Annotated in this window: 20 protein-coding genes and 1 tRNA gene; 10 read left to right on the forward strand and 11 right to left on the reverse strand. The window is 69.0% G+C overall.

The genetic code is table 11. The features are described from left to right. Positions 1-115 precede the first annotated feature (115 nt). A complete protein-coding gene (locus ASD66_RS07890; RefSeq protein WP_056684267.1) occupies positions 116-364 on the forward strand; it encodes an SHOCT domain-containing protein in 249 nt (82 codons plus the stop codon). 419 nt (positions 365-783) lie between these two features. Here ASD66_RS07890 and ASD66_RS07895 read toward each other — a convergent pair whose 3' ends face one another. Together ASD66_RS07895 and ASD66_RS07900 are read right to left on the reverse strand one after the other, a co-directional pair. Next, complete coding sequence (locus tag ASD66_RS07895) at positions 784-1,422, reverse strand: hypothetical protein (protein ID WP_156388566.1); 639 nt, start codon at positions 1,420-1,422, stop codon at positions 784-786. A gap of 1,054 nt (positions 1,423-2,476) precedes the next feature. Next, positions 2,477-2,560: transfer RNA gene (locus ASD66_RS07900), tRNA-Leu, on the reverse strand. Between the two features lie 143 nt (positions 2,561-2,703). Here ASD66_RS07900 and ASD66_RS07905 point away from each other — a divergent pair. The 6 genes from ASD66_RS07905 to pknB are packed head-to-tail and all read left to right on the forward strand — an operon-like array spanning position 2,704 to position 10,208. Then, entirely contained in the window at positions 2,704-3,444 is a 741-nt protein-coding gene (locus ASD66_RS07905; RefSeq protein ID WP_056684260.1) for an FhaA domain-containing protein, read from the forward strand. Further along, entirely contained in the window at positions 3,441-3,914 is a 474-nt protein-coding gene (locus ASD66_RS07910) for an FHA domain-containing protein (RefSeq protein WP_056684257.1), read from the forward strand. Before ASD66_RS07905 ends, ASD66_RS07910 begins: the two co-directional genes overlap by 4 nt. A 4-nt stretch (positions 3,915-3,918) precedes the next feature. Continuing rightward, entirely contained in the window at positions 3,919-5,550 is a 1,632-nt protein-coding gene (locus tag ASD66_RS07915; RefSeq protein WP_082599367.1) for a PP2C family protein-serine/threonine phosphatase, read from the forward strand. An 11-nt stretch (positions 5,551-5,561) separates the two neighbouring features. Beyond that, positions 5,562-6,944, forward strand: coding sequence for an FtsW/RodA/SpoVE family cell cycle protein (locus ASD66_RS07920; RefSeq protein ID WP_056684254.1), 1,383 nt, complete (start codon positions 5,562-5,564; stop codon positions 6,942-6,944). Next, positions 6,941-8,416: a peptidoglycan D,D-transpeptidase FtsI family protein gene (locus ASD66_RS07925; RefSeq protein ID WP_056684251.1), complete on the forward strand. Its 1,476-nt coding sequence runs from the start codon at positions 6,941-6,943 to the stop codon at positions 8,414-8,416. The genes ASD66_RS07920 and ASD66_RS07925 overlap by 4 nt, the downstream gene beginning before the upstream one ends. Before the next feature lie 28 nt (positions 8,417-8,444). Further along, positions 8,445-10,208 (forward strand): Stk1 family PASTA domain-containing Ser/Thr kinase, encoded by a 1,764-nt coding sequence (gene pknB / locus ASD66_RS07930; RefSeq protein ID WP_056890504.1) that lies wholly within the window; start codon positions 8,445-8,447, stop codon positions 10,206-10,208. Between the two features lie 10 nt (positions 10,209-10,218). Here pknB and ASD66_RS07935 read toward each other — a convergent pair whose 3' ends face one another. After that, positions 10,219-10,968 (reverse strand): DUF881 domain-containing protein, encoded by a 750-nt coding sequence (locus ASD66_RS07935; protein ID WP_082563917.1) that lies wholly within the window; start codon positions 10,966-10,968, stop codon positions 10,219-10,221. Between the two features lie 69 nt (positions 10,969-11,037). Here ASD66_RS07935 and ASD66_RS07940 point away from each other — a divergent pair, with 69 nt between their 5' ends. Beyond that, positions 11,038-11,532, forward strand: a complete 495-nt coding sequence (locus ASD66_RS07940) for a cell division protein CrgA (RefSeq protein ID WP_056684245.1) — start codon at positions 11,038-11,040, stop codon at positions 11,530-11,532. A 491-nt stretch (positions 11,533-12,023) separates the two neighbouring features. On the opposite strand, the gene ASD66_RS07945 is transcribed toward ASD66_RS07940, so the two are convergent. Both ASD66_RS07945 and ASD66_RS07950 read right to left on the reverse strand, forming a co-directional pair. Beyond that, positions 12,024-12,863, reverse strand: coding sequence for a rhomboid family intramembrane serine protease (locus tag ASD66_RS07945; protein WP_235529987.1), 840 nt, complete (start codon positions 12,861-12,863; stop codon positions 12,024-12,026). 101 nt (positions 12,864-12,964) lie between these two features. Further along, complete coding sequence (locus ASD66_RS07950) at positions 12,965-13,480, reverse strand: peptidylprolyl isomerase (protein ID WP_056684237.1); 516 nt, start codon at positions 13,478-13,480, stop codon at positions 12,965-12,967. A gap of 145 nt (positions 13,481-13,625) precedes the next feature. Here ASD66_RS07950 and ASD66_RS07955 point away from each other — a divergent pair, with 145 nt between their 5' ends. After that, positions 13,626-14,567 (forward strand): hypothetical protein, encoded by a 942-nt coding sequence (locus ASD66_RS07955; protein ID WP_056684234.1) that lies wholly within the window; start codon positions 13,626-13,628, stop codon positions 14,565-14,567. Positions 14,568-14,587: 20 nt separating this feature from the next. Here the strand turns inward: ASD66_RS07955 and ASD66_RS07960 are convergent, their stop codons facing one another. From ASD66_RS07960 to ASD66_RS07980, 5 genes are all read right to left on the reverse strand, one after another. Beyond that, positions 14,588-14,938: a DUF3817 domain-containing protein gene (locus ASD66_RS07960; RefSeq protein ID WP_235529988.1), complete on the reverse strand. Its 351-nt coding sequence runs from the start codon at positions 14,936-14,938 to the stop codon at positions 14,588-14,590. Beyond that, complete coding sequence (locus ASD66_RS07965; RefSeq protein ID WP_162250997.1) at positions 14,935-15,711, reverse strand: SURF1 family protein; 777 nt, start codon at positions 15,709-15,711, stop codon at positions 14,935-14,937. Before ASD66_RS07965 ends, ASD66_RS07960 begins: the two co-directional genes overlap by 4 nt. 151 nt (positions 15,712-15,862) lie before the next feature. Further along, the gene (locus ASD66_RS07970; RefSeq protein WP_056684229.1) at positions 15,863-16,168 is read right to left on the reverse strand and encodes a hypothetical protein; all 306 of its coding nucleotides are present in this window, start codon (positions 16,166-16,168) and stop codon (positions 15,863-15,865) included. 46 nt (positions 16,169-16,214) lie between these two features. Then, positions 16,215-17,246 carry a hypothetical protein gene (locus tag ASD66_RS07975; protein WP_056890506.1) on the reverse strand — a complete coding sequence of 344 codons (1,032 nt, stop codon included), beginning with the start codon at positions 17,244-17,246 and terminating at the stop codon, positions 16,215-16,217. 50 nt (positions 17,247-17,296) lie between these two features. Further along, positions 17,297-17,854, reverse strand: coding sequence for a TetR/AcrR family transcriptional regulator (locus ASD66_RS07980; RefSeq protein ID WP_056890507.1), 558 nt, complete (start codon positions 17,852-17,854; stop codon positions 17,297-17,299). 87 nt (positions 17,855-17,941) lie between these two features. Between ASD66_RS07980 and ASD66_RS07985 the strand changes: the two genes are divergently transcribed. Further along, positions 17,942-18,334 carry a nuclear transport factor 2 family protein gene (locus tag ASD66_RS07985; RefSeq protein WP_056890508.1) on the forward strand — a complete coding sequence of 131 codons (393 nt, stop codon included), beginning with the start codon at positions 17,942-17,944 and terminating at the stop codon, positions 18,332-18,334. Here ASD66_RS07985 and ASD66_RS07990 read toward each other — a convergent pair. Then, on the reverse strand, positions 18,323-19,223 hold a 901-nt coding region (locus ASD66_RS07990; RefSeq protein WP_156388567.1), incomplete at its 5' end, for an Ig-like domain-containing protein. The genes ASD66_RS07985 and ASD66_RS07990 overlap by 12 nt on opposite strands.

Here is a 19,223-nt window from a genome sequence, read left to right on the forward strand (position 1 = left end):
CTCCGTCCTCCGGCTTCCTACGCAGCGTTGCGTACGCCGGTTACGCCTTGGCGCTGACGTGGAAACGGGCCGATCCGACGAGCCTTGAAGCACCGTCAATCAAGGAGGTTCACCGATGTTGAACACACTCGTCATGTCCGCCGACCGCTGGGACGGCGACGCCCCGGCCTTCTGGCCCATCTTCCCGATCTTCTGGTTCCTGATGATCGTCACCTTCGCGTACCTGGTGATCCGCTGGGGTCGCCGCAACCGCGCGCAGTGCGGCGTGATCTCGGGCGAGTCCCGTCTCGCCGAGCGCTTCGCGGCCGGCGAGATCGACGAGGAGGAGTACCGCACCAAGCGGGCAGTCCTGCAGGAGAAGTGACCCACGGCGGGCCTTCTTCGAGCGCCGGGCGACCACGATCCACTACCTGGATCGTGGTCGCTCGCGGTGTGGTCGACGTACGCCCGGCCCTGTCCGCGGACCGTTCGACATGCAGTTCGGCGTACGACGCCGCGCCGCCACGCTCAGCATGGGCCACCCACGCTCGAACTGCATGTCCGATGGTCCGCCGGAGGCTGAACTGCTACTCGCCGTGACCGGCCACCACTGCGCCGAGCCAGCGTGGGACGAGGAACGGGTACGACGGCAGCGGGTGCTGTCTCGAGTGAAAAGCCGATCGGGATGCCACCGTCGAACGCTGCGGCGCCCCAATTTCGTCCAAACTGCTGCCAGCACGAAGCAGGCGACCCGGATCGTGCATGTGTCGGATCGTGGTCGCTCAGCGCCTCTTGTCTGCTGACCTAACGCGCGGCGGCCCTGACTTGTTGCAGCGTGGTGTCGAAGTCCTGGCCGCGCAACTTGCGCGCAAACCCGTCCTGGTCCGCAGTCGGGAAGGCCGTCTTGTCGGCCTCCTCGTCAATCAGGCCCTTGCTGTACACGACGTAATAGATGTTCTGAGCGAACACCCGTGGATCCTTCTCGGCCAGGCCGGGGATCGCTGCTCCTGCGCGACGGAGCGCGAAGATCGACTGCTCCCCGACCACGGGCCTCCACATGGCTGGTGAGACGTCAGCCGCGGGAACCGGGCCGAACGTGACGGTCACCGTCTCCGAGTTCTTGCCCAGAGTCCCGGCCAGCACCTCGTCGACCCGCACCTCCAGGTCGATCATCACCTCCGTGTCGACGTCCGACCCTTCGGCGTCGTTGATCCGTTCACCCGGTCCGCCACTCAGCACCGTGCCGAGCACCGTCACGTTGGCGGACCGGACCATCGAGCGAAGATTGGCGAACTGCTCGGCCTCCAGCCCTGTCATGCGGAATTGGGCCCAAGGGTTCGGAGTGGCGGAGGCGCTCGGTGTAGGAGTCGTGGTGCGGTCGCGTTCGGACGCTTCCGAACCTGTCTCGCCGCCACACGCACTCAGTGCGAGAAGCGTGGCCACAGTCGCCAGAACTGGGCCACGCCCGAATGTCATCAAGTTCATTGGCACCCCTCAGTCAGTAGTGGCGGCGGACCGCGTAAACGTCTTCCATGGAATAGCTGGGAGTCGTGTCCCGAACTACTCGCATGCACGAGTCAGAGTGAAGCTCGGTCTCGTGTCGCAAACCCACTGTGTGACCGAGCTCGTGACAGGCGAGATACCGCTTGCCCGCCGGGGGCAGGGAGAACCGCAAGTTCACATTCAGGCGTTGGCCATAACACCACCTGTTGGGGTTGCGTCCACGCTCAGTCGCCGAGTTCGGGCAGTTGACCCAGCCAAGCAGGTTGTTTGACGCGCGGAAGTCACTGATACGAACGTCGTGATTGGTTCCATCTACCCAGTGCCAGCCAAACCCGAGGCGAGGGAACTGACGGTTGAGCGCCCATTTCATGGCTCCGCCTGTCGCACTCGTTGTGCTGTGGAAATCGACCCGGTGAATGTCGTTGTTCGCCAGGCTTACCTGCTGAGGAGGTCGAGCCCGAGAGGGTGGTGTCGAACCGAAGTCCCCAGAGGCCGGAGAAACTGCCACTCCGAGCATCGCGAGGACGAACGCTAGGGCCATCACGCGTACCAGACTGACAATCATGGCCGTATCCAAGGCGCACGGGGCGGAAGTCCCGTCATGGTCTTCGCGTCTCCACTGACGGCCAGATGGGTGTGAACACTGCCGGGCTTCGTCAGCGTCTGATTGGTATTTCCGTTCCTTCATCGTCGCCCCCGAGTGGGTCCAATGCTGCAGTCGTTATCGCGAGACATGACACTAGTCCGAGAACTCGACTGCCGGTTGGCGTGGCGACAGCACTGTGGATAAGTCACACGGCCGCTCGGCAAGGCGCTCCGAGGAAGTGGCGGCCGGTCCCAGCCCACGGCGCCCAAGCGGGCGACCCGGATCGTGCAGGTGCAGAGTCTGGACACAGGTTTCCGCGAACACGCGACCACGATCGTGCAGGTGTCGGATCGTGGTCGCTCCGAAAATGGCAGAAGGCCCCGGGAGACCGGGGCCTTCTGCTCAACGTGCGCGAGGGGGGAGTTGAACCCCCACGTCCTTTCGGACACACGGACCTGAACCGTGCGCGTCTGCCTATTCCGCCACTCGCGCGTGAAGCGGGCCAAGGTTATCCCAGCAACGAGGAATCGCCCAAACCGCGGTGCCATACGCAAGGTGGGTCACCCCGACCCCGATACGATCACGGCAACCGTCAGTGGCCGACGGCCCTGACGCATGACCGAGAGGAGGCACCGATGGGCGGACTGCAACGCTTCGAGAACAGGCTCGAGCAGATGATCTCCGGTGTCTTCGCGCGCGCCTTCCGCAGTGCGGTGCAGCCGGTCGAGATCTCCGCGGCCCTGCAGCGCGAGGTCGACAACAACGCGCAGATCCTCAGCCGTGAGCGCCGTCTGGTGCCCAACAGCTTCCACGTCGAGCTGAGCCAGACCGACCTCGAGCGCCTCGCGCCGTACGACTCGGCGCTGGCCGGCGAGCTCACCAACTCGCTGCGCGACCACGCCGACCAGCAGAGCTACGTCTTCCCGGGCCCGGTGAAGATCGAGTTCGAGCAGGCCGACGACCTCACCACCGGCCGGTTCCGGGTGCGCAGCACCGCCCAGGCGAAGGTCACCACCAACGCCACCGACACGCAGGTCGGACGTGCGACAGTCGTCATCGAGGTCAACGGCGTGCGGCACCCGTTGAACCCTCCCGGACTCGTCGTCGGCCGCGGCACCGACGCCGGCCTGCGGATCAACGACCCCGGCATCAGCCGCCAGCACATCGAGTTCCGCACCGCCCGCAGCCACGTCGCGCAGGGGCAGACCCCGGAGATCACGGTCCACGACCTCGGCTCCACCAACGGCATGCAGGTCGACGGGAGCCGAGTCGAGCAGGCCACGCTCTACAACGGATCCACGGTCAAGATCGGCAACACCACGATGACCATCCGCGTGGTCGACGAAGCCCCGGCCCCCGGAAGCGCAGGCCCATGAGTGAACTGACCCTGTTCCTGATCCGGTTCGCGTACCTCGCGATCCTGTGGATCTTCGTGCTCTCGGCGATCAGCGTCATCCGCACCGACATGTTCGGCGCCCGCCTGCCGGCCGGAGCCAACCGCCAGGCCAACGGCCGGGCACCGAAGGCGCCCAAGGCCCCGCCCCGGCGGCGCGGCTCGCCGACCCACGTCGCGGTCGTGGAGGGCTCCAACGCCGGCGAACGCGCCGACCTCGCCCAGGCCCCGATCCTGATCGGCCGCGGCCCCGACGCCGCGATCCGCCTCGACGACGACTACGTCTCCACCCGGCACGCCCGCATCGCGGCCTCGGGTGAGCAGTGGTTCGTCGAGGACCTCGGCTCCACCAACGGCACGTACGTCGGCTCGGCGCGCATCACCCAGCCCACGACACTGGCACTCGGCACCCAGGTGCGGATCGGCAAGACCGTCCTCGAGTTGAGGAAGTAGACGCATGGGCGACGAGACGACCACGGAGACCGGGGCCACCGCGGAGTTGGTGCTGCGTTTCGCCGCGCTCTCCGACGTGGGCCGGGTCCGCAAGGACAACCAGGACTCCGGCTATGCCGGACCCTGGGTGCTGACCGTGTGTGACGGTGTCGGTGGCGCCGCACGTGGCGACATCGCGTCCGCGACCGCCGTACAACAGCTCCGCAAGCTCGACGAGCGTCCCGGCGACGACATGCTCGGCCTGGTCGCCGGTGCCCTGCACCGGGCCCACGACCGCATCAGCGAGCTGGTCGAGCAGGACCCCAGCATCAACGGCACGAGTACGACGGCCACGGTCGCACTCTTCGACGGCAACCGGGTGGCGATCGGCCACGTCGGTGACAGCCGCGCCTACCTCTACCGCGAGGGTGCGCTGAGCCAGCTGACCAAGGACCACACGTTCGTCCAGTCGCTGATCGACGAGGGCCGCATCACCGAGGAGGAGTCGCGGGTCCACCCGCACCGCAACCTCATCCTCAAGGCCGTCGACGGGATCCACGAGACCGAGCCCGACCTCTTCTTCGTCGACCTGGCGCCCGGCGACCGGCTGTTCCTGTGCAGTGACGGCGCGTGCGGCGTGCTCGACGACAGCCACCTCGCCGACATCCTCTCCACCGGCACCCCCGACTACGCCGTCGTCGAGCTGGTCCGCGCCAGCCTCGAGGCGGGCAGCAGCGACAACGTGACCTGCCTGGTCGCCGACGTCGTCGAGCCCGATGCGACCGGTGAGGGCGCCGGCCCGACCAAGGCCGAGATCGACGACCAGGTGCCGCTGCTCGTCGGTGCCGCCGCCGACCTGCCCCGGCGTGCCACCCGCGGCACGGCCGGCAGCCTGTTCCGCGGCCACCGCTCCGGCGACACCGGCGAGCTCGAGCCGGTCCCGGCCGAGATCCCGGTCGACGCGCCCGGCCACGCCATCCCCAACGACCCGATCGACCCCGAGCTGGCCCGCTACGCACCACGGCCCCCTCGTCGCTTCGCATGGCTCAAGCGCCTGGGCGTGCTCGCGATCTTGGTCGGCCTGCTGTGGGCGGCCGCCGGCGCGGCGTACGCCTGGACCCAGCGCCAGTACTACGTCGGCGAGCACGACGGTCACGTCACGATCTTCCGCGGGGTCGACGCCAGCCTGCCCGGCCTCGAGATGAACCGGCCCTACGAGGAGTCCGACATCTCGCTCGACCGGCTGCGCGACATCGACGCACGGGCCGTGCGCGAGGGCATCGACTCCGACAGCCTCGACGACGCGCGTCGCACCCTGGAGAATCTCGGCGAGGCGCAGACCGACTGCCCGTCGGAGGAGTCCACCGAGCCGTCGCCCGACCCGACCACGACGCCGAAGTCGACGCCGCCGAGCGGTGAAGGCGGCACCCAGGGCGGCACCGGCGGCGCAGTCTCCGACCCCAGTGACACCGGCTCGGCCACGAGCACCGGCACGTTCCGCTCCGGTGGCGGCCCGGCCGAGGAGAACGCCATCCTCGACACGGCCAGGCTCAACGCGGCCACGACGTCCCCGCTCGACACCGTCGTCGAGCTGTCCAGCCGGGTCGGCGCCACCAGCGGTTCGGCGGCCCCGGCCACGGCCGCGGACTGCGACTGAGGCGGGTGCCGATGACGCAGCAGAACAGCTTCCTGGGGTTCGTGCACCGGCGGCGCCGGGGCGCGGAGCTCTTCCTGCTCATCCTCGCGCTCTTCGTGGGCATCGGTGCGTACGCCGCCGTCGGCCTCGGCGTCGAGGGTGAGGTGCCCGCCGACATCATCGGGTACGGCGGCTGGCTGGCCGCCCTGACCATCGCCTGCCACGTGGTGGTCCGGCTGACCGCGCCGTACGCCGACCCGGTGCTGCTGCCGGTCGTGGCCGCCCTGAACGGCCTCGGCCTGGCCGTGATCCACCGCCTCGACCTCGCCGACGGCACGACCTTCGCCCGCCAGCAGCTGGTCTGGATGACGATCGGAGTCAGCCTGTTCGCGCTGACCCTGATCTTCCTGCGCGACCACCGCGTGCTCCAGCGCTTCACCTACACCAGCGGCCTCGCCGCGATCGTTCTGCTCCTGATGCCGATGCTCCCGTTCATCGGCGTGCAGAAGAACGGCGCCCGCATCTGGATCAACCTCGGCCCCGTCGGCATGCAGCCCGGCGAGGTGGCCAAGGTGCTGCTGGTCGTCGCGTTCGCCGGCTACCTCGTGCTCCACCGCGACGCGCTGGCGCTGGCCGGTCGCCGCCTCGTGTTCGTCGACCTGCCCCGCGGCCGCGACCTCGGCCCGATCCTGATGATGTGGCTGCTCAGCCTCTGCATCCTCGTCTTCCAGCGCGACCTCGGCTCCTCGCTGCTGTTCTTCGGCATCTTCCTGACCATGCTCTACGTCGCCACCGAGCGACCGGGCTGGCTGGTCGTCGGCGCCAGCATGTTCCTGGCCGGTGCGTTCCTCGGCTACAAGGCGTTCAGCCACGTGCAGGTGCGCGTCGACGCCTGGCTGCACCCCTTCGACGACTTCTACGGCTCCGGCAACCAGATCGGGGAGTCGCTCTTCGGCATGGCCTGGGGCGGGTTGCTCGGGCGAGGCTTCGGCCAGGGCAGTCCGTCACGCATCCCGTTCGCCGAGTCCGACTTCATCATGGGCGCGATCGGCGAAGAGCTCGGACTGACCGGTGTGATGGCGGTGATCGTGCTCTACGGCCTGATCGTCGAGCGCGGCCTGCGCGCCGCCCTGGTCTGCCGCGACGCGTTCGGCAAGCTGATGGCCTGCGGCCTGGCCTGCGTGCTGGCCCTCCAGGTCTTCGTGGTCATCGGCGGGGTCACCCGCCTCATCCCGCTGACCGGCCTGACCACCCCGTTCCTGTCGTACGGCGGCTCGTCGCTGGTCGCGAACTGGGTGATCATCGCCCTGCTGCTGCGCATCTCCGACCAGGCCCGTCGCCCGGTGCCCGACCTCTCGCAGGACAGCGACGAGACCAGTGACGCCGAGACCACCCAGGTGGTGAGCCTTCGATGAACAAGCCGATCCGCACCATGGCCATGTTCTGCATGCTGCTGTTCCTGGGGCTGCTGGCCAACGTCACCTATCTCCAGTACGTCGCGGCCGGCGACCTCAACGACGCCTCCAAGCACCCCGAGAACCGGCGGGTCATCGAGGCCGCGTTCTCGCGTGAGCGCGGGGCGATCCTGGTCGGGCGCAACGCGATCGCGGAGTCCAAGGAGTCCGACGACAAGTACGACTTCCAGCGCACCTACAGCAACCCGTTCATGTATGCCCACGTGACCGGCTGGTTCTCGTTCTACTCCCAGTCGGGCATCGAGAACACCCAGAACTCGGTGCTCTCCGGAGACGACTCACGCCTGTTCGTCTCGCGCCTGGTCGACCTGGTCAACAACGCCTCCCCCAAGGGCGGCACCGTCGAGCTCACCCTCGACCCCGACGCCCAGAAGGCCGCGTTCGACGGACTGTTCCAGAACCCCGAGCTCGGCAACGACGTGCAGGGTGCGGTGGTCGCCCTCGAGCCGTCCACCGGCAAGATCCTGGCGATGGTCTCGGCCCCGACGTTCAACCCGAACAAGCTGGCCTCCCACGACCTCGAGAGTGTCGAGGTTGAGGACAAGAAGCTCAACGACCGTGCCGACGAGCCCAAGCTCAACCGGGCGATCAGCACGACGTTGCCGCCCGGCTCGACGTTCAAGCTGGTCACCGCGGCCGCCGCGCTCGAGACCGGCGACTACGACGCCGACTCGATGGTCCCGGGCGGGCCGTCGTACCGCCTGCCCGGCACGAACACCAGCATCGGCAACGGCGGTCGCGCGTGTGGCACCGACAAGATCTCGATGACCCAAGCGCTCGAGCAGTCGTGCAACACGACGTTCCTGGCGCTGGCCAACGAGCTCGGCCAGGACAAGCTGCGCCGCCAGGCCGAGGCGTTCGGCTTCAACGACACCTCGCTCGAGGACCTCAAGGGCCAGGCCCAGAGCGTCTTCCCGACCGAGGAGATCTCCGACGACTTCCTCGCGAAGTCCGGCATCGGCCAGCAGGACGTCCGGGCGACGCCGCTGCAGATGGCGATGGTCGTCTCCGGCATCGTCAACGACGGGGTCGTGATGCGGCCCTACCTCGTCGACGAGGTGCGCTCGCCCGATCTCGACGTGCTCGACAAGACGTCGACCGAGGAGCTGTCCGAGGCCGTGGGCTCCGACAGCGCCAACGAGCTCCGCAAGATGATGGTCGCGGTCGTGGAGAACGGCACCGCCGGTGTCGCGGCGATCCCCGACGCCGAAGTCGGCGCCAAGACCGGTACGGCGGAGAACTGCAGCGCCTGCAACGACTACGCCTGGTTCGTCTCCTATGCCAAGAAGGACGGCAAGGACGTCGCCGTGGCAGTCATGCTGCAGAAGGTGCAGCTCAGCAACGCAGAGATCGCCGGCGGCAAGCTTGCCGGGCCGATCGCCAAGTCGGTCATGGAAGCAGTGATCGACTGATGACCCCCTCGGACAGGAAGAAGGGCACATGACGAACGAGGAGCCGATGATGGTCGGCGGCCGCTACGAGCTCGGCGAGTTGCTCGGGCGTGGCGGCATGGCTGAGGTGCGCAAGGGCACCGACTCCCGCCTCGGACGCGTGGTGGCGGTCAAGCGACTGCGCACCGACCTCGCCAGCGACGCCACCTTCCAGGCCCGGTTCCGCCGCGAGGCGCAGTCGTCGGCCTCGCTGAACCACCCGGCCATCGTCGCGGTCTACGACACCGGCGAGGAGATGTCCGACGACGGCGTCGCCCAGCCCTACATCGTCATGGAGTACGTCGCCGGCCGCACCCTGCGCGACATCCTCCGCGAGGGCCGCAAGATCCTTCCCGAGCGGGCCCTGGAGATCACCTCCGGCGTGCTCTCGGCGCTGGACTACAGCCACCGCGCGGGCATCATCCACCGCGACATCAAGCCGGCCAACGTGATGCTCACGCCCGGCGGAGACGTGAAGGTGATGGACTTCGGCATCGCCCGTGCCGTGTCCGACGCGTCGTCCACGATGACCCAGACCGCCGCCGTCGTCGGAACCGCCCAGTACCTCTCACCCGAGCAGGCCCGCGGCGAGACCGTCGACTCGCGCTCCGACGTCTACTCCACCGGCTGCCTGCTCTACGAGCTCCTCACCGGCCGCCCGCCGTTCGTCGGCGAGTCCCCGGTCGCGGTGGCCTACCAGCACGTCCGCGAGCCCGCGCAGCCTCCGTCGACCCACGACACCGAGCTCACCCCCGAGGTCGACGCGATCGTGATGAAGGCGCTGGCCAAGCGCCTCGAGGACCGCTACCAGTCCGCGGCCGCGATGCGCTCCGACATCGAGCGCTACCTGGCCGGCCGTCCCGTCCAGGCGCCGTCGGTGGCGGCCGCCGCAGCAGCCCCTGTTGCCGGCGCCACCACCGTGCTCCCGGCTGCCGGCCCCCGACCCGGTACGACGACCGCCACGGCCCCCGTGCGCGAGGACGAGGATCCGTCCAAGCGCACCGGCCTGTGGATCCTGCTCGGCGTACTCCTGCTGGCGCTGGTCGCCGCAGGGATCTGGATGTACAACAACAACAGTGACGACCCGGTCGAGCAGGTCGCCGTGCCCGACGTGGCCGGCATGACCCAGGCCCGCGCGGTGCAGGCCCTCAAGGCCGAGGAGCTCGTGCCTGTCATCGAGGAGGCCGCCCACGACACCGTCGCGGAGGGCAAGGTCATCGACACCGACCCCGAGGGCGGCACGGACGTCGACCCGGGCAGCGAGGTGACCGTGACGGTCTCCACGGGCAAGCCGGACCTGCAGGTGCCCACCGTGCTGGGCCTGACCCGGGCCGAGGCCGAGGAGAAGCTGACCACCGCCGGCTTCAAGGTGACCTTCCAGGAGCGCGACACCGACGAGCCCAAGAACCAGGTCGTCGACCAGACCCCCGCCGCCGACACCAAGGTGAGCTACGGCAGCGCGGTCACGGTCTTCGTCTCCGACGGCCCCGAGGAGGTCCCCTACGTCGTGGGCAAGACTCGCGAGGAGGCCACCAAGGCCCTCGAGGACGCCGGCTTCAAGGTGTACGTCGACGAGACCGACGAGGAGTCCGACGCCAAGCCGGGCGAGGTGGTCGACCAGAGCACCGCGAAGGGCGACACCGCCGACCAGGGCACCGAGATCCGGATCACCGTCTCCACCTACGAGGCGCCGAGCGAGACACCCACGGCGAGCGAGACACCGACGACGACAGAGCTGCCGACGGGCCTCCCGACCGACGAAACGACTCCCTGACGGGGGTTGGTCAGGAGGTCAGTGGCTGGGCGTACTCCAGGCCGCGCAGGCCGTCGTACGCCGGCACCGTGATGCCCTGCTCGTCCTGGACCTCCCAGCCGAGCTGGAAGCGATCGTCCTCGACGTACTGGCGGTAGACGTTGACTCGGTAGTCGCCGTCGATGCTCGCCTGCATGGCCTCGGGGTCACCGACCGCGGTGATCACGTAGGGCTGCGGGTAGGGGATGCCCTGCAGCTCCACGGAGTTGCCGGCGCACTTGATGCCGGTCGTGGAGATGATGCGCTGGCCCTGGATCATGATGCCCCGGGCGCCGGCCCGCCACATCGCGTTCACGACCGCCTGGATGTCCTGCTGGTGCACCACCAGGTCGTTGACGTTGTCGACGTCGTCGCGCAGCTCGTCGGGCCCGTCGGAAAGCGTCACCGTGAGGCCGTCACCGTGGACCGCGCTGAACCCGGCCGGTCCTTCCAGGCGCCTGGCCCCGGCCCGGGTGCGACGTACCTGGTCGTCGTCGACGCGCGCGGAGAGCCGCTCGACGTCGTCGTTGAGGGAGCGGGCCTTGTCCTGGAGCTGTTCGTACTGGCGACTCTCGCTGCGCACCAGTGAGGGCAGGTCCTCGACCCGCCCCGGACGCAGGTCGGTGCCGCCGCTGCTGGTCGCGCTGACCACGAAGAGCGCGCCGGCGGCCGCGAACACGGCAGGGGTGCTCAGCCGCCAGGCGACGCGTTTGGCACGGTGCTCGTGGGTCGGCGGGGTCATGGCGACTACGCTAACCCGGTGCGCCCGGGAGTCCAGACGCACCCGGTGAAACATGCAGAGGAGAAGTCGGTGTCGAAGTCCAAAGACAAGCACGAGCTCATTGATCCGGATGCGGTCAAGGGACCCATCTTTTCAGTGAGGCTCCTGCTGTCCGTGCTGCTGATCGCCGCGGGCATCGCGTACGTCGTGATCTGGACGCTCTACGTCCGCGACCTGCGCGACTTCGACCAGGCGTTCCCGAAGCCGAAGGGCGGCGAGCCCGACACGTTGATCCCCAGCATGGACAAGCTCAAGGACTGGAACTGGGCCGTCGGGTTCGGCCTGATCTTCATCGGCCTGATCGCCGCGGCGCACCCCAAGACCCCGCTGGGCCGCGGCCGCGGAGTCGTGGTCGGCATGCTCGGCTGCTTCCTGATCGGCCTGATCTGGATCTGCACCTTCTACGTCTTCGCCGACCGCCCCGAGGGCGAGATCTGGCTGCTCGGCGACCTCGGCCAGCTCAACCTGGCCGTCGGCATCGGCTTCATGGCCGTCGGATTCACCTTCGCCACCCGCTGGGAATGACCAGCAGCTCAACCACACGACAGGGCCGGTACTCCACCGGCCCTGTTGGCATTTCAGGCCCCTGACCTGCGGAATCACACGCCTGTAAGTTCTCCACAGGAGTTATCCACAGTGTGCATAACTCGTCTCGGTGGCGGTGAGGGTGGGTGGGCGGGGAAGCCGCGGGCGCTGCGGCGGCGCGTCGCTCGGGCGGCCGTTGCTTGTGCCCNNNGGCCGTTGCTTGTGCCCGGCCACCGCTACCGGCGCCGCAGCCAAGCCCCTTTACGCCGCCCGCGCCTTCCCCGCCCACCCACACCGACTGCACCGACTGCACACCGCTCCTGCTCGACGCCTGGACAGGATGCGTCGGTATCTACGGCAGTTCGGGACTCTGGACCCTCGACTGAGCGTGGGGAAGCCCGACGTACCCACGAACTGCCGCAGATATCGACGCGACGCCGCAGCGCCCGCGGTTCCCCACGCAGCCGCGCGCCGGGCCGGGCGCCGCGGAATTAGACGAGGACGGCGGTGCGGGTGGCGATGATGCCGAGCACGGCGACCAGGACCAACCCGACCCCGAGCGCCTGCCAGAGCGGTCGGCGGTTCTTCGGCGCGTAGGCCAGGACCGCGGCGAGTACGGCGCCGCCGAGGAACCCGCCGAGGTGGCCCTGCCAGGAGATGTTGGACCCGGAGATCGTGATGAAGACGTTGAGGCCGATCCAGACCAGCAGCTGGCTGACGTTGCCGCCGGCCTTGAGGCCGACCACGAGCAGGGCCCCCATCAGGCCGAAGATCGCCCCGGAGGCACCGAGGGTCTGGCTGCCGGTGTCGCTGAGCCAGTAGACCGCCGCGGAGCCGGCCAGTCCGGAGACCAGGTAGACGGCCAGGAAGCGGGTCCGGCCGACCAGTCGCTCGAGCTCGGGGCCGAGGAACCACAGCGCGAGGAGGTTGAAGGCGATGTGCAGGATGTCGACGTGCGAGAACATGCTGGTGACCAGCTGCCACGCGTCGCCGCCCGCGACTCCGCCCGCCCACTCGGTCGCCTGCCCGGAACGGTTGGCCGTCTCGCACGCGTGTTCCGAATCGAGCCCGGGGTAGTACGACCCTGGCTGGTCGGGGGCCAGGCACCTGCCCAGCGGGGTCAGGGCCAGTCGCGCCACCCATTCGCTGTCGTGACCGCCGGTGGCCCGGATCAGCAGGAAGACCAGGGCGTTGAGCCCGATCAGCACCATCGAGGTCAGCCCGGGGTTGCCTGACTGCGAGCCGCCGTACGGCGTACGCCCGCTGCGGGTTTCCTTGGATCCCCGGTGCACGCACTCGGGGCACTGGAAGCCGACCGATGCCGGGATCATGCAGTCCGGGCAGATCGGGCGCTCGCAGCGCTGACACTTGATGTACGCCTCCCTCCCCGTGTGCCGGTAGCACACGGGGACGGAGGACTCAGGCGGTGTGCTCAGGGCCGGACGACCTCGACGCTGTTGATCACGACGTCTTCGGTCGGGCGGTCCATGCGACCGGTCGGCGCAGTCGCGATGGCGTCCACGACCTTGCGGGACTCCTCGTCGGCGACCTCACCGAAGATCGTGTGCTTGTTGTTCAGGTGCGGGGTCTGGCCCACCGTGATGAAGAACTGCGAGCCGTTGGTGCCCGGGCCGGCGTTGGCCATGGCGAGCAGGTAGGGCTTGTTGAACTGCAGCTCGGGGTGGAACTCGTCCTTGAACTGGTAGCCGGGGCCACCGATGCCCTGGCCGAGCGGGCAACCGCCCTGGATCATGAAGCCGTTGATGACCCGGTGGAAGATCAGGCCGTCGTAGAACTTCTCGCCGGAGCGTCCGGCGTCGTCCTTGTACTCCTTGGTGCCCTCGGCGAGGCCGACGAAGTTCTCGACGGTCTCGGGGGCGTGGTTCGGGAACAAGTTGATGGTGATGTCACCCTTGTTCGTCTTCAGGGTGGCCTGCAGGTCAGCCATGACTGCCTTTCGTCGAGTGGTGTTCGGGACGATCTTCGCAGGCCCGGACAAGCCGGGGAAACAGCAGGTGCCGGACGCGCGGTTGGTTGCTGCCCACCTTTGGTGTTGGATCGAAGACAACGAACCGAAACGGGAGGCATTCACGATGGGCAAGCGCCACAAGAACACCCTGCTCGAGTCCGCAGCCGAGGCCGCCGAGAATCTCCGGCCCCACCTCGAGTCCGCTGTCGACACCGCCAAGGAGGCGGTCGAGAACGCCCGTGACCGGGCCCTGCCCCTCCTGGAGGACGCCCGCGACAAGGCGGCGCCGATCATTGCCGAGGGTCGGGCGCTCGCTGCCGAACGAGCCCACGAGGCACGTGAGAAGGCCGGCCCGCTGCTCGCCGAGGGCCGGGCGCTGGCCGCCGAACGAGCCCACGAGGCACGTGAGAAGGCCGCTCCGCTGCTCGCCGAAGGCCGGGCGCTGGCCACCGAACGGGCCCTGGCCGGACGCGACGCGACCGTGGCCAAGGTGAACGAGCTGCGCGGCATCGAGCCCGAGCCCAAGGGCGGCAAGCTGAAGAAGCTGCTCTTCTTCGGCGTCCTCGTGGCTCTGGGCGGCGTGCTGGTCAAGAAGCTGCGTGGCACCCAGGGCCCCGGCGACAACTGGCAGTCCACCTACACCCCCGCACCCGCACCGAGCGCGGCCAAGCCCACGGAGAAGCCGGGTGCACCGGCCGAGCGGGCCGAGGACGACCAGGCCGCCGCGACTCCCGACGAGGCCATCTCCGACGCCGTGGAGTCCCCGCACCCCGACACGACGCCGGACGACCCGGCCGAGGTGGTCGACCTGAAGGCGTTCGCCGACACACCGGCTCCCGCCGATGTTCCCGCCGAGGGGCCGTACGGCGCGGGCTCGGCCGCCCCGCTCGAGGACGGCGCGGGACCCGACGACTCGTTCACCGTCAAGGGGAACGCCGACTCGATGCTGTACCACACGCCGGAGTCACCCTCCTACGCGCGCACCAAGGCGGAGGTGTGGTTCACGGACGCCGAGACCGCGGCGGCCGCGGGCTTCAAGGCCTGGAACCACAAGCAGCAGCACTGATCACCGCGTGGGGGTCCGGGTCAGGCGTCGAGCGCCTCGGCCCGGGCCCCTTCTTCGCGCACCCGCCGCGTTGCCCGGTGCTCGGCCCAGAAGCTGAGCACCGGGATCGTGCCGCAGATCAGCGTGACGACGGTGAACGGCAGCTCCCACCGCTCCCGGCGGGCCAGCAGGAACGCGGTCACCAGGAAGATCATGTAGAGCCATCCGTGGGCGACACCGAGGTACGTCGTGATCCATTCGCCCAGGTGCTGCAGGTCGGTGCCGTCCTCGAAGAGGTACTTCAGTGGCACGCCGATCAGGATGAGGACGATCAGCAGGACACCGACGATGGTGGCCATCACGCGATAGCGGGTCAGGGCTGGGTTCTTCACGCGGCCGACCCTAACCGCTCGGTCTCGTCCTTCACCCAGCGCCACCAGATGAAGCCGGCGAACAGGCCGAAGACCCACCACTCGATGGCGTAGAGCAGGTTGCGCAAGGCCGTCGTACGCCCGACCTCGGGGAGCTGGTCCAGGCTGGCCGCGGAGAGTCCGTCGGTGCCGTCGTTGATCGCCGTGTCGCCGTGCGGCCAGTCCCCGTCGGCGACCTCGTCAGCCACCACGGCGTAGGCGCCGTACAGGTCCTGGTCGACGTGCTGGAGCGCGTCGGCGAGCCGCACCTGCGGCAGCACGTCGTCGTTCGGGTCGTCGTCGACCGCGCCGGTGCCCTCGGCCGGCTGGAGGAGCGCGACGAACCCGGTCTCGCCGGTCGGTGCCGGCGGCGCGTCCTCGACCTCGTCGGTCCAGCCGCGTACGACGAGCAGGGCGGCGCCGTCCTGGCCGTCGATGGCCACTGGGGTCATCACCCAGTAGCCGTCGTGGCCGTCGTGCTCCCGGCCGCTGACGTAGAGCGTCGCGTCGGGCACCCACGTGCCGCGTACGACGACGGGCTGGCCGACCTTGCGGCCCGGGAAGGCGGCGTCGGGCCCGATCACGTCGGTCAGCTGCTCGGGCTCGACCCGGGTCAGGTCACGCGCTTCGGCGGCGCGGTGCGCCTGCCAGGCGTTGAGCTGCCAGACGCCGAGCGCGCCGGCGATGGCCACGAGCACCAGGGCCAGGAGGTGGAATCCCCAATAGCGTGGAGCAAGGAGGGGACTGGCGGGCACGCCCCAACTGTACGGAGCGTGACCACGGTCGCCCGCTTCGGGATCATCGACGGACGCCGTCGTGCCTTCCAACGGGCACAACGGCCGGATTTGGCCCGATTCCGAGGGTGAGAGCGTCGTTGTGCCCGTTCTTCGGCACGCCCAGGTTGCTTCAGCCGAAGAGGGAGACCAGGAGAAGGCACCCGAGGGAGGCGAGGGCCCAACCCGCGGAGGCACCCAGGAAGACTGAGGTGGCCACCGCGCGACGTCGCAGGATCAACGCGACCAGGAACAGCAGGACGGTCACGTCAAACGTGAACCTGACCTTGTCGCCGAGGCCGGAGGCAAGCGCGAAGACGGTCCCCACCAGGGCCCCGGCCACCGCACCGTAGGCCAGCCAGTGTCGGATCGGGGTGGCGAACCGGAGCCGCCGCTCGTGTCTCTCCTCCGGCGGGTTGGGCTGGTCGATCCGGGACATTCGGTGGATTCTCCTGGTCTGGGTCGGGCGAACGGACGACGCGCCGTCAGAGACCGGTCGGCTCGTCGAGCGGCACCAGCTCGTTGCACACGGCGAATGGCAGGTGGTCGCCGAGGACAAGGTTCGCAGCCGCCACCGGATTGCGCACCTTCCAGCCGACCCGCCCGGTCGAGGGGTCGCCCACCGGCATGCCCTTGAACGCGTCGTCCCACGTGATGGTGCCGGTCTCGGGCCAGAGGTCCATCAGGTCGGCACGGTCGTGCAGGTCGGTGCGGTCGACGTCCATCCGCGCGGTCGCCACCTCGTCGGAGAACGTCACGGAGAACGCGTCGAGGGGCAGCAGGTCACTGACGTCGTACCCGTTGCTGAGCTCGTCCTGGTCCTCGAAGTCGGCGTCCGGGCCGAGCGCATCGTTGACGGGGATGCAGCCCTTGCGGAGGTACGTCGACTCGGCGGCATCGTCGTCGAGCAGCTCCGGCAGCGACGGTTCCGCGGCCCAGACCGGGTCGCCCTCGTCGGCGATGCCGGAGACCAACAGGTGCTGGTCGGCCAGCACCGTGGCGTCTTCGAGCGGTGCGACGTCGTCCTTCACGGCCCTGCTCACCTCGGACATGTCCTGGTCTGGCCGGAAGCTGAGCACGTAGCCGGAGCCCTCCGGCCCGGTGAAGCGCGCCTCCCAGTCGACGTCGTCCTGGGTGAAGCCGTGGTCGAGCCACAGCCGGGAGTGCTCCTCGCGCAGCAGGCCGGCGGTCAGCATCACGCTCTCGCGATCGGCCTGTTCCCAGAACGCCGTACGGTCGGTCATCAGCGAGTCGCTGGTCAGGTCGTCGACGCCGAACCGGGCCCGGATCTCGTCGTAGTGGGTGATCGTCAGGATCTCCGCCTCGGCCGGAACGAGCGCGAGCACCAGGCGCGGGTCACTCACTGCCTGGTGCTCAGGGGGCTGCAGCTCCTCGGGCACCGCCGTCGGGAGCGCGGTCGGCTCGGCCTTCTCGCGCTTCGGCCGGTCGTCCCCGCCGCAGCCGCTGGCCAACGACGCGACGAGCAGGAGCGAGGCAACCAGCCGAGTCGGTTTCACGCCGGGATCGTACCCGGGACCGGACGTGGAGGACCGAGCCCGGCGCGCACTCAGCCGATGAGGAGGGCGGCGAGGTCGCGGGCGGCGCGGGCTGGGTGCGAGTTGCCCCGGGTGGAGCCCATCACGAGCGTTCCCTCGATCAGCAGGTGCAGCTGCTCGGCGGCCCGACCCGGGTCGTCGTGACCCAGCGCGGTGAGCTCCGTGACGAGTAGTGCGCGCAGGCGTTGCCGGAAGGCGTCGGTCTCGGCATGGGCCGGGTGCTGGGGGTCGGTCAGCGCCAGATCGGTCGCGAAGTAGCGGCAACCGCGGAAGTCGGCGTTGGCGACGAGCTCGTCCAGGCGGTCGAAGAGTCCGAGCAGTCGGGTGCGCGGCTCCTCAGAACCGGCCAGCGCCTCTTCGTACCACGCGATGTCCTGCTCGGAAGCCCGACGGATGACCGCCTCGATCAGGCCGTCCTTGCCGCCGAAGTGCTCGTAGAGCGACCTGCGGGCGACGTTGGCCTGCTTCAGCAGGGCGTCGACGCCGACCGAGGCGCCGTGGGAGTAGAAGAGATCCTGCCCGGCCTCGAGGAGTCGCTCCCTGGGTCCGGGGGCCTTGTCGGCGCTCATCTGTGGATCCGAATCCTTCCCTTGACGGTAGAACGATCAGTCTATACCGTCGAAAATAGACCAATCGATCTACTTCTGGAGGATGAGATGAGCACTGCACCTGACACCCGCGACACCGCCGAGACCGTGGCGTCGTTCAACGAGGCATTCCGCACCGGCAACACCCGGGCGATGGCCCACCTGGTCCACGACGACTGTCTGATGGTCTCGGCCCAGCCGGCACCCGACGGCACGGCGTACGTCGGGAAGGACGCGTGCGTCGCGTTCTGGGCCGAGCTGATGGACGACGAGTCCACGACGTTTGAGGTCGAGCACGTGTTCGCGGACGGGGAATGGGCGACCGTGCGCTGGCGGTACCGGTTCGGTCCCAGCGACGCGGAGTCGGTCCTGGGCGTGAACGTGACTCGGATCAGTGACGGCCGGGTCATCGAGCAGCTGGGCTACACCAAGACCCCGGGCAGCCTGCCGCTACCCGAGTGAGCCTCGGCTGCGCATCAGGACTCCGCCTCCCGCGACCAGAGCCAGTCCGAGCCACAGCAGACCCAGTGGCGGACCGCCGGTGTCGGGCAGGCCGGTCTCGTCGGCTCCCGATGCCGGTCCGTCCACCGTCGTCGTCCCATCGGGGGTGGTGGGCGCGGGGTTGGTGTCGGCCGGCGCGACTCGAAGCCTGACCAGCTGGGGCGCCGACGTCATGGCCGCGTTGCTGGCGGTGTAGGTGAAGGAGTCGGAGCCGGCGTAGCCAGGCGTCGGTGTGTAGGTGAAGCCGCCGCCGGGGCTCAGGGTGAGGTTCCCGTGGCGCGGCTCGACGTCGACCGCTGCGGTCAGCCCGGCGAGGGCCCGTGGGGCAAAGGCGATTCGACGCGTGCTCGGTGCCGGAGCACCCGTGTCCGGGTCGGTGTCGTTGCCCAGCACTCCGTCATGGTTGGAGACGGTCAAGGTCTCCCCGGCCGTGGCGTCGTACCGGTCGGCGCGCGTGACCGGTGCGTCGGGTGACGGGCCCACCTCGATGGTGGCGAGGCCGTTCGCCTCCAGGCCGTCGGGATCCGTCACGGTGTAGTGGAACTCATCGGGGCCGAAGTGGTCGGCCGCGGGCGTGTAGGTGAAGGAGCCATCTGCCTCGAGGGTGAGAGAGCCGCCCTTACCGGTGCTGATCGCGGTTCCGATGCCGGCATCCTCACCGTCGACCTCGCTGACCGTGAGGGTGTCTCCGTCGGGATCGCTGTCGTTGGTCAGGACGTTGCCCGTGGTCGGAACGTCCTCGACCGTGGTGATGGGGTCATCGGTGGCGACGGGGGCGTCGTTGACCGGGGTGACGGTGATGGTCACTGTGCCGTTGTCCGTGCCGCCGTTGCCGTCGGAGACCTCGTAG

It is taken from the genome of Nocardioides sp. Root151 (assembly GCF_001427925.1).
In the GTDB taxonomy this organism is placed as follows: domain Bacteria; phylum Actinomycetota; class Actinomycetes; order Propionibacteriales; family Nocardioidaceae; genus Nocardioides.

What these genes read in the sequence shown, in the direction of transcription:
- ASD66_RS07890 (WP_056684267.1), top strand. Translation starts at nt 116, where the DNA reads ATGTTGAACACACTCGTCATGTCCGCCGACCGCTGGGACGGCGACGCC.
- ASD66_RS07905 (WP_056684260.1), top strand. Translation starts at nt 2,704, where the DNA reads ATGGGCGGACTGCAACGCTTCGAGAACAGGCTCGAGCAGATGATCTCC.
- ASD66_RS07910 (WP_056684257.1), top strand. Translation starts at nt 3,441, where the DNA reads ATGAGTGAACTGACCCTGTTCCTGATCCGGTTCGCGTACCTCGCGATC.
- ASD66_RS07915 (WP_082599367.1), top strand. Translation starts at nt 3,919, where the DNA reads ATGGGCGACGAGACGACCACGGAGACCGGGGCCACCGCGGAGTTGGTG.
- ASD66_RS07920 (WP_056684254.1), top strand. Translation starts at nt 5,562, where the DNA reads ATGACGCAGCAGAACAGCTTCCTGGGGTTCGTGCACCGGCGGCGCCGG.
- ASD66_RS07925 (WP_056684251.1), top strand. Translation starts at nt 6,941, where the DNA reads ATGAACAAGCCGATCCGCACCATGGCCATGTTCTGCATGCTGCTGTTC.
- pknB (WP_056890504.1), top strand. Translation starts at nt 8,445, where the DNA reads ATGACGAACGAGGAGCCGATGATGGTCGGCGGCCGCTACGAGCTCGGC.
- ASD66_RS07935 (WP_082563917.1), bottom strand. Translation starts at nt 10,968, where the DNA reads ATGACCCCGCCGACCCACGAGCACCGTGCCAAACGCGTCGCCTGGCGG.
- ASD66_RS07945 (WP_235529987.1), bottom strand. Translation starts at nt 12,863, where the DNA reads ATGATCCCGGCATCGGTCGGCTTCCAGTGCCCCGAGTGCGTGCACCGG.
- ASD66_RS07950 (WP_056684237.1), bottom strand. Translation starts at nt 13,480, where the DNA reads ATGGCTGACCTGCAGGCCACCCTGAAGACGAACAAGGGTGACATCACC.
- ASD66_RS07955 (WP_056684234.1), top strand. Translation starts at nt 13,626, where the DNA reads ATGGGCAAGCGCCACAAGAACACCCTGCTCGAGTCCGCAGCCGAGGCC.
- ASD66_RS07970 (WP_056684229.1), bottom strand. Translation starts at nt 16,168, where the DNA reads ATGTCCCGGATCGACCAGCCCAACCCGCCGGAGGAGAGACACGAGCGG.
- ASD66_RS07980 (WP_056890507.1), bottom strand. Translation starts at nt 17,854, where the DNA reads ATGAGCGCCGACAAGGCCCCCGGACCCAGGGAGCGACTCCTCGAGGCC.
- ASD66_RS07985 (WP_056890508.1), top strand. Translation starts at nt 17,942, where the DNA reads ATGAGCACTGCACCTGACACCCGCGACACCGCCGAGACCGTGGCGTCG.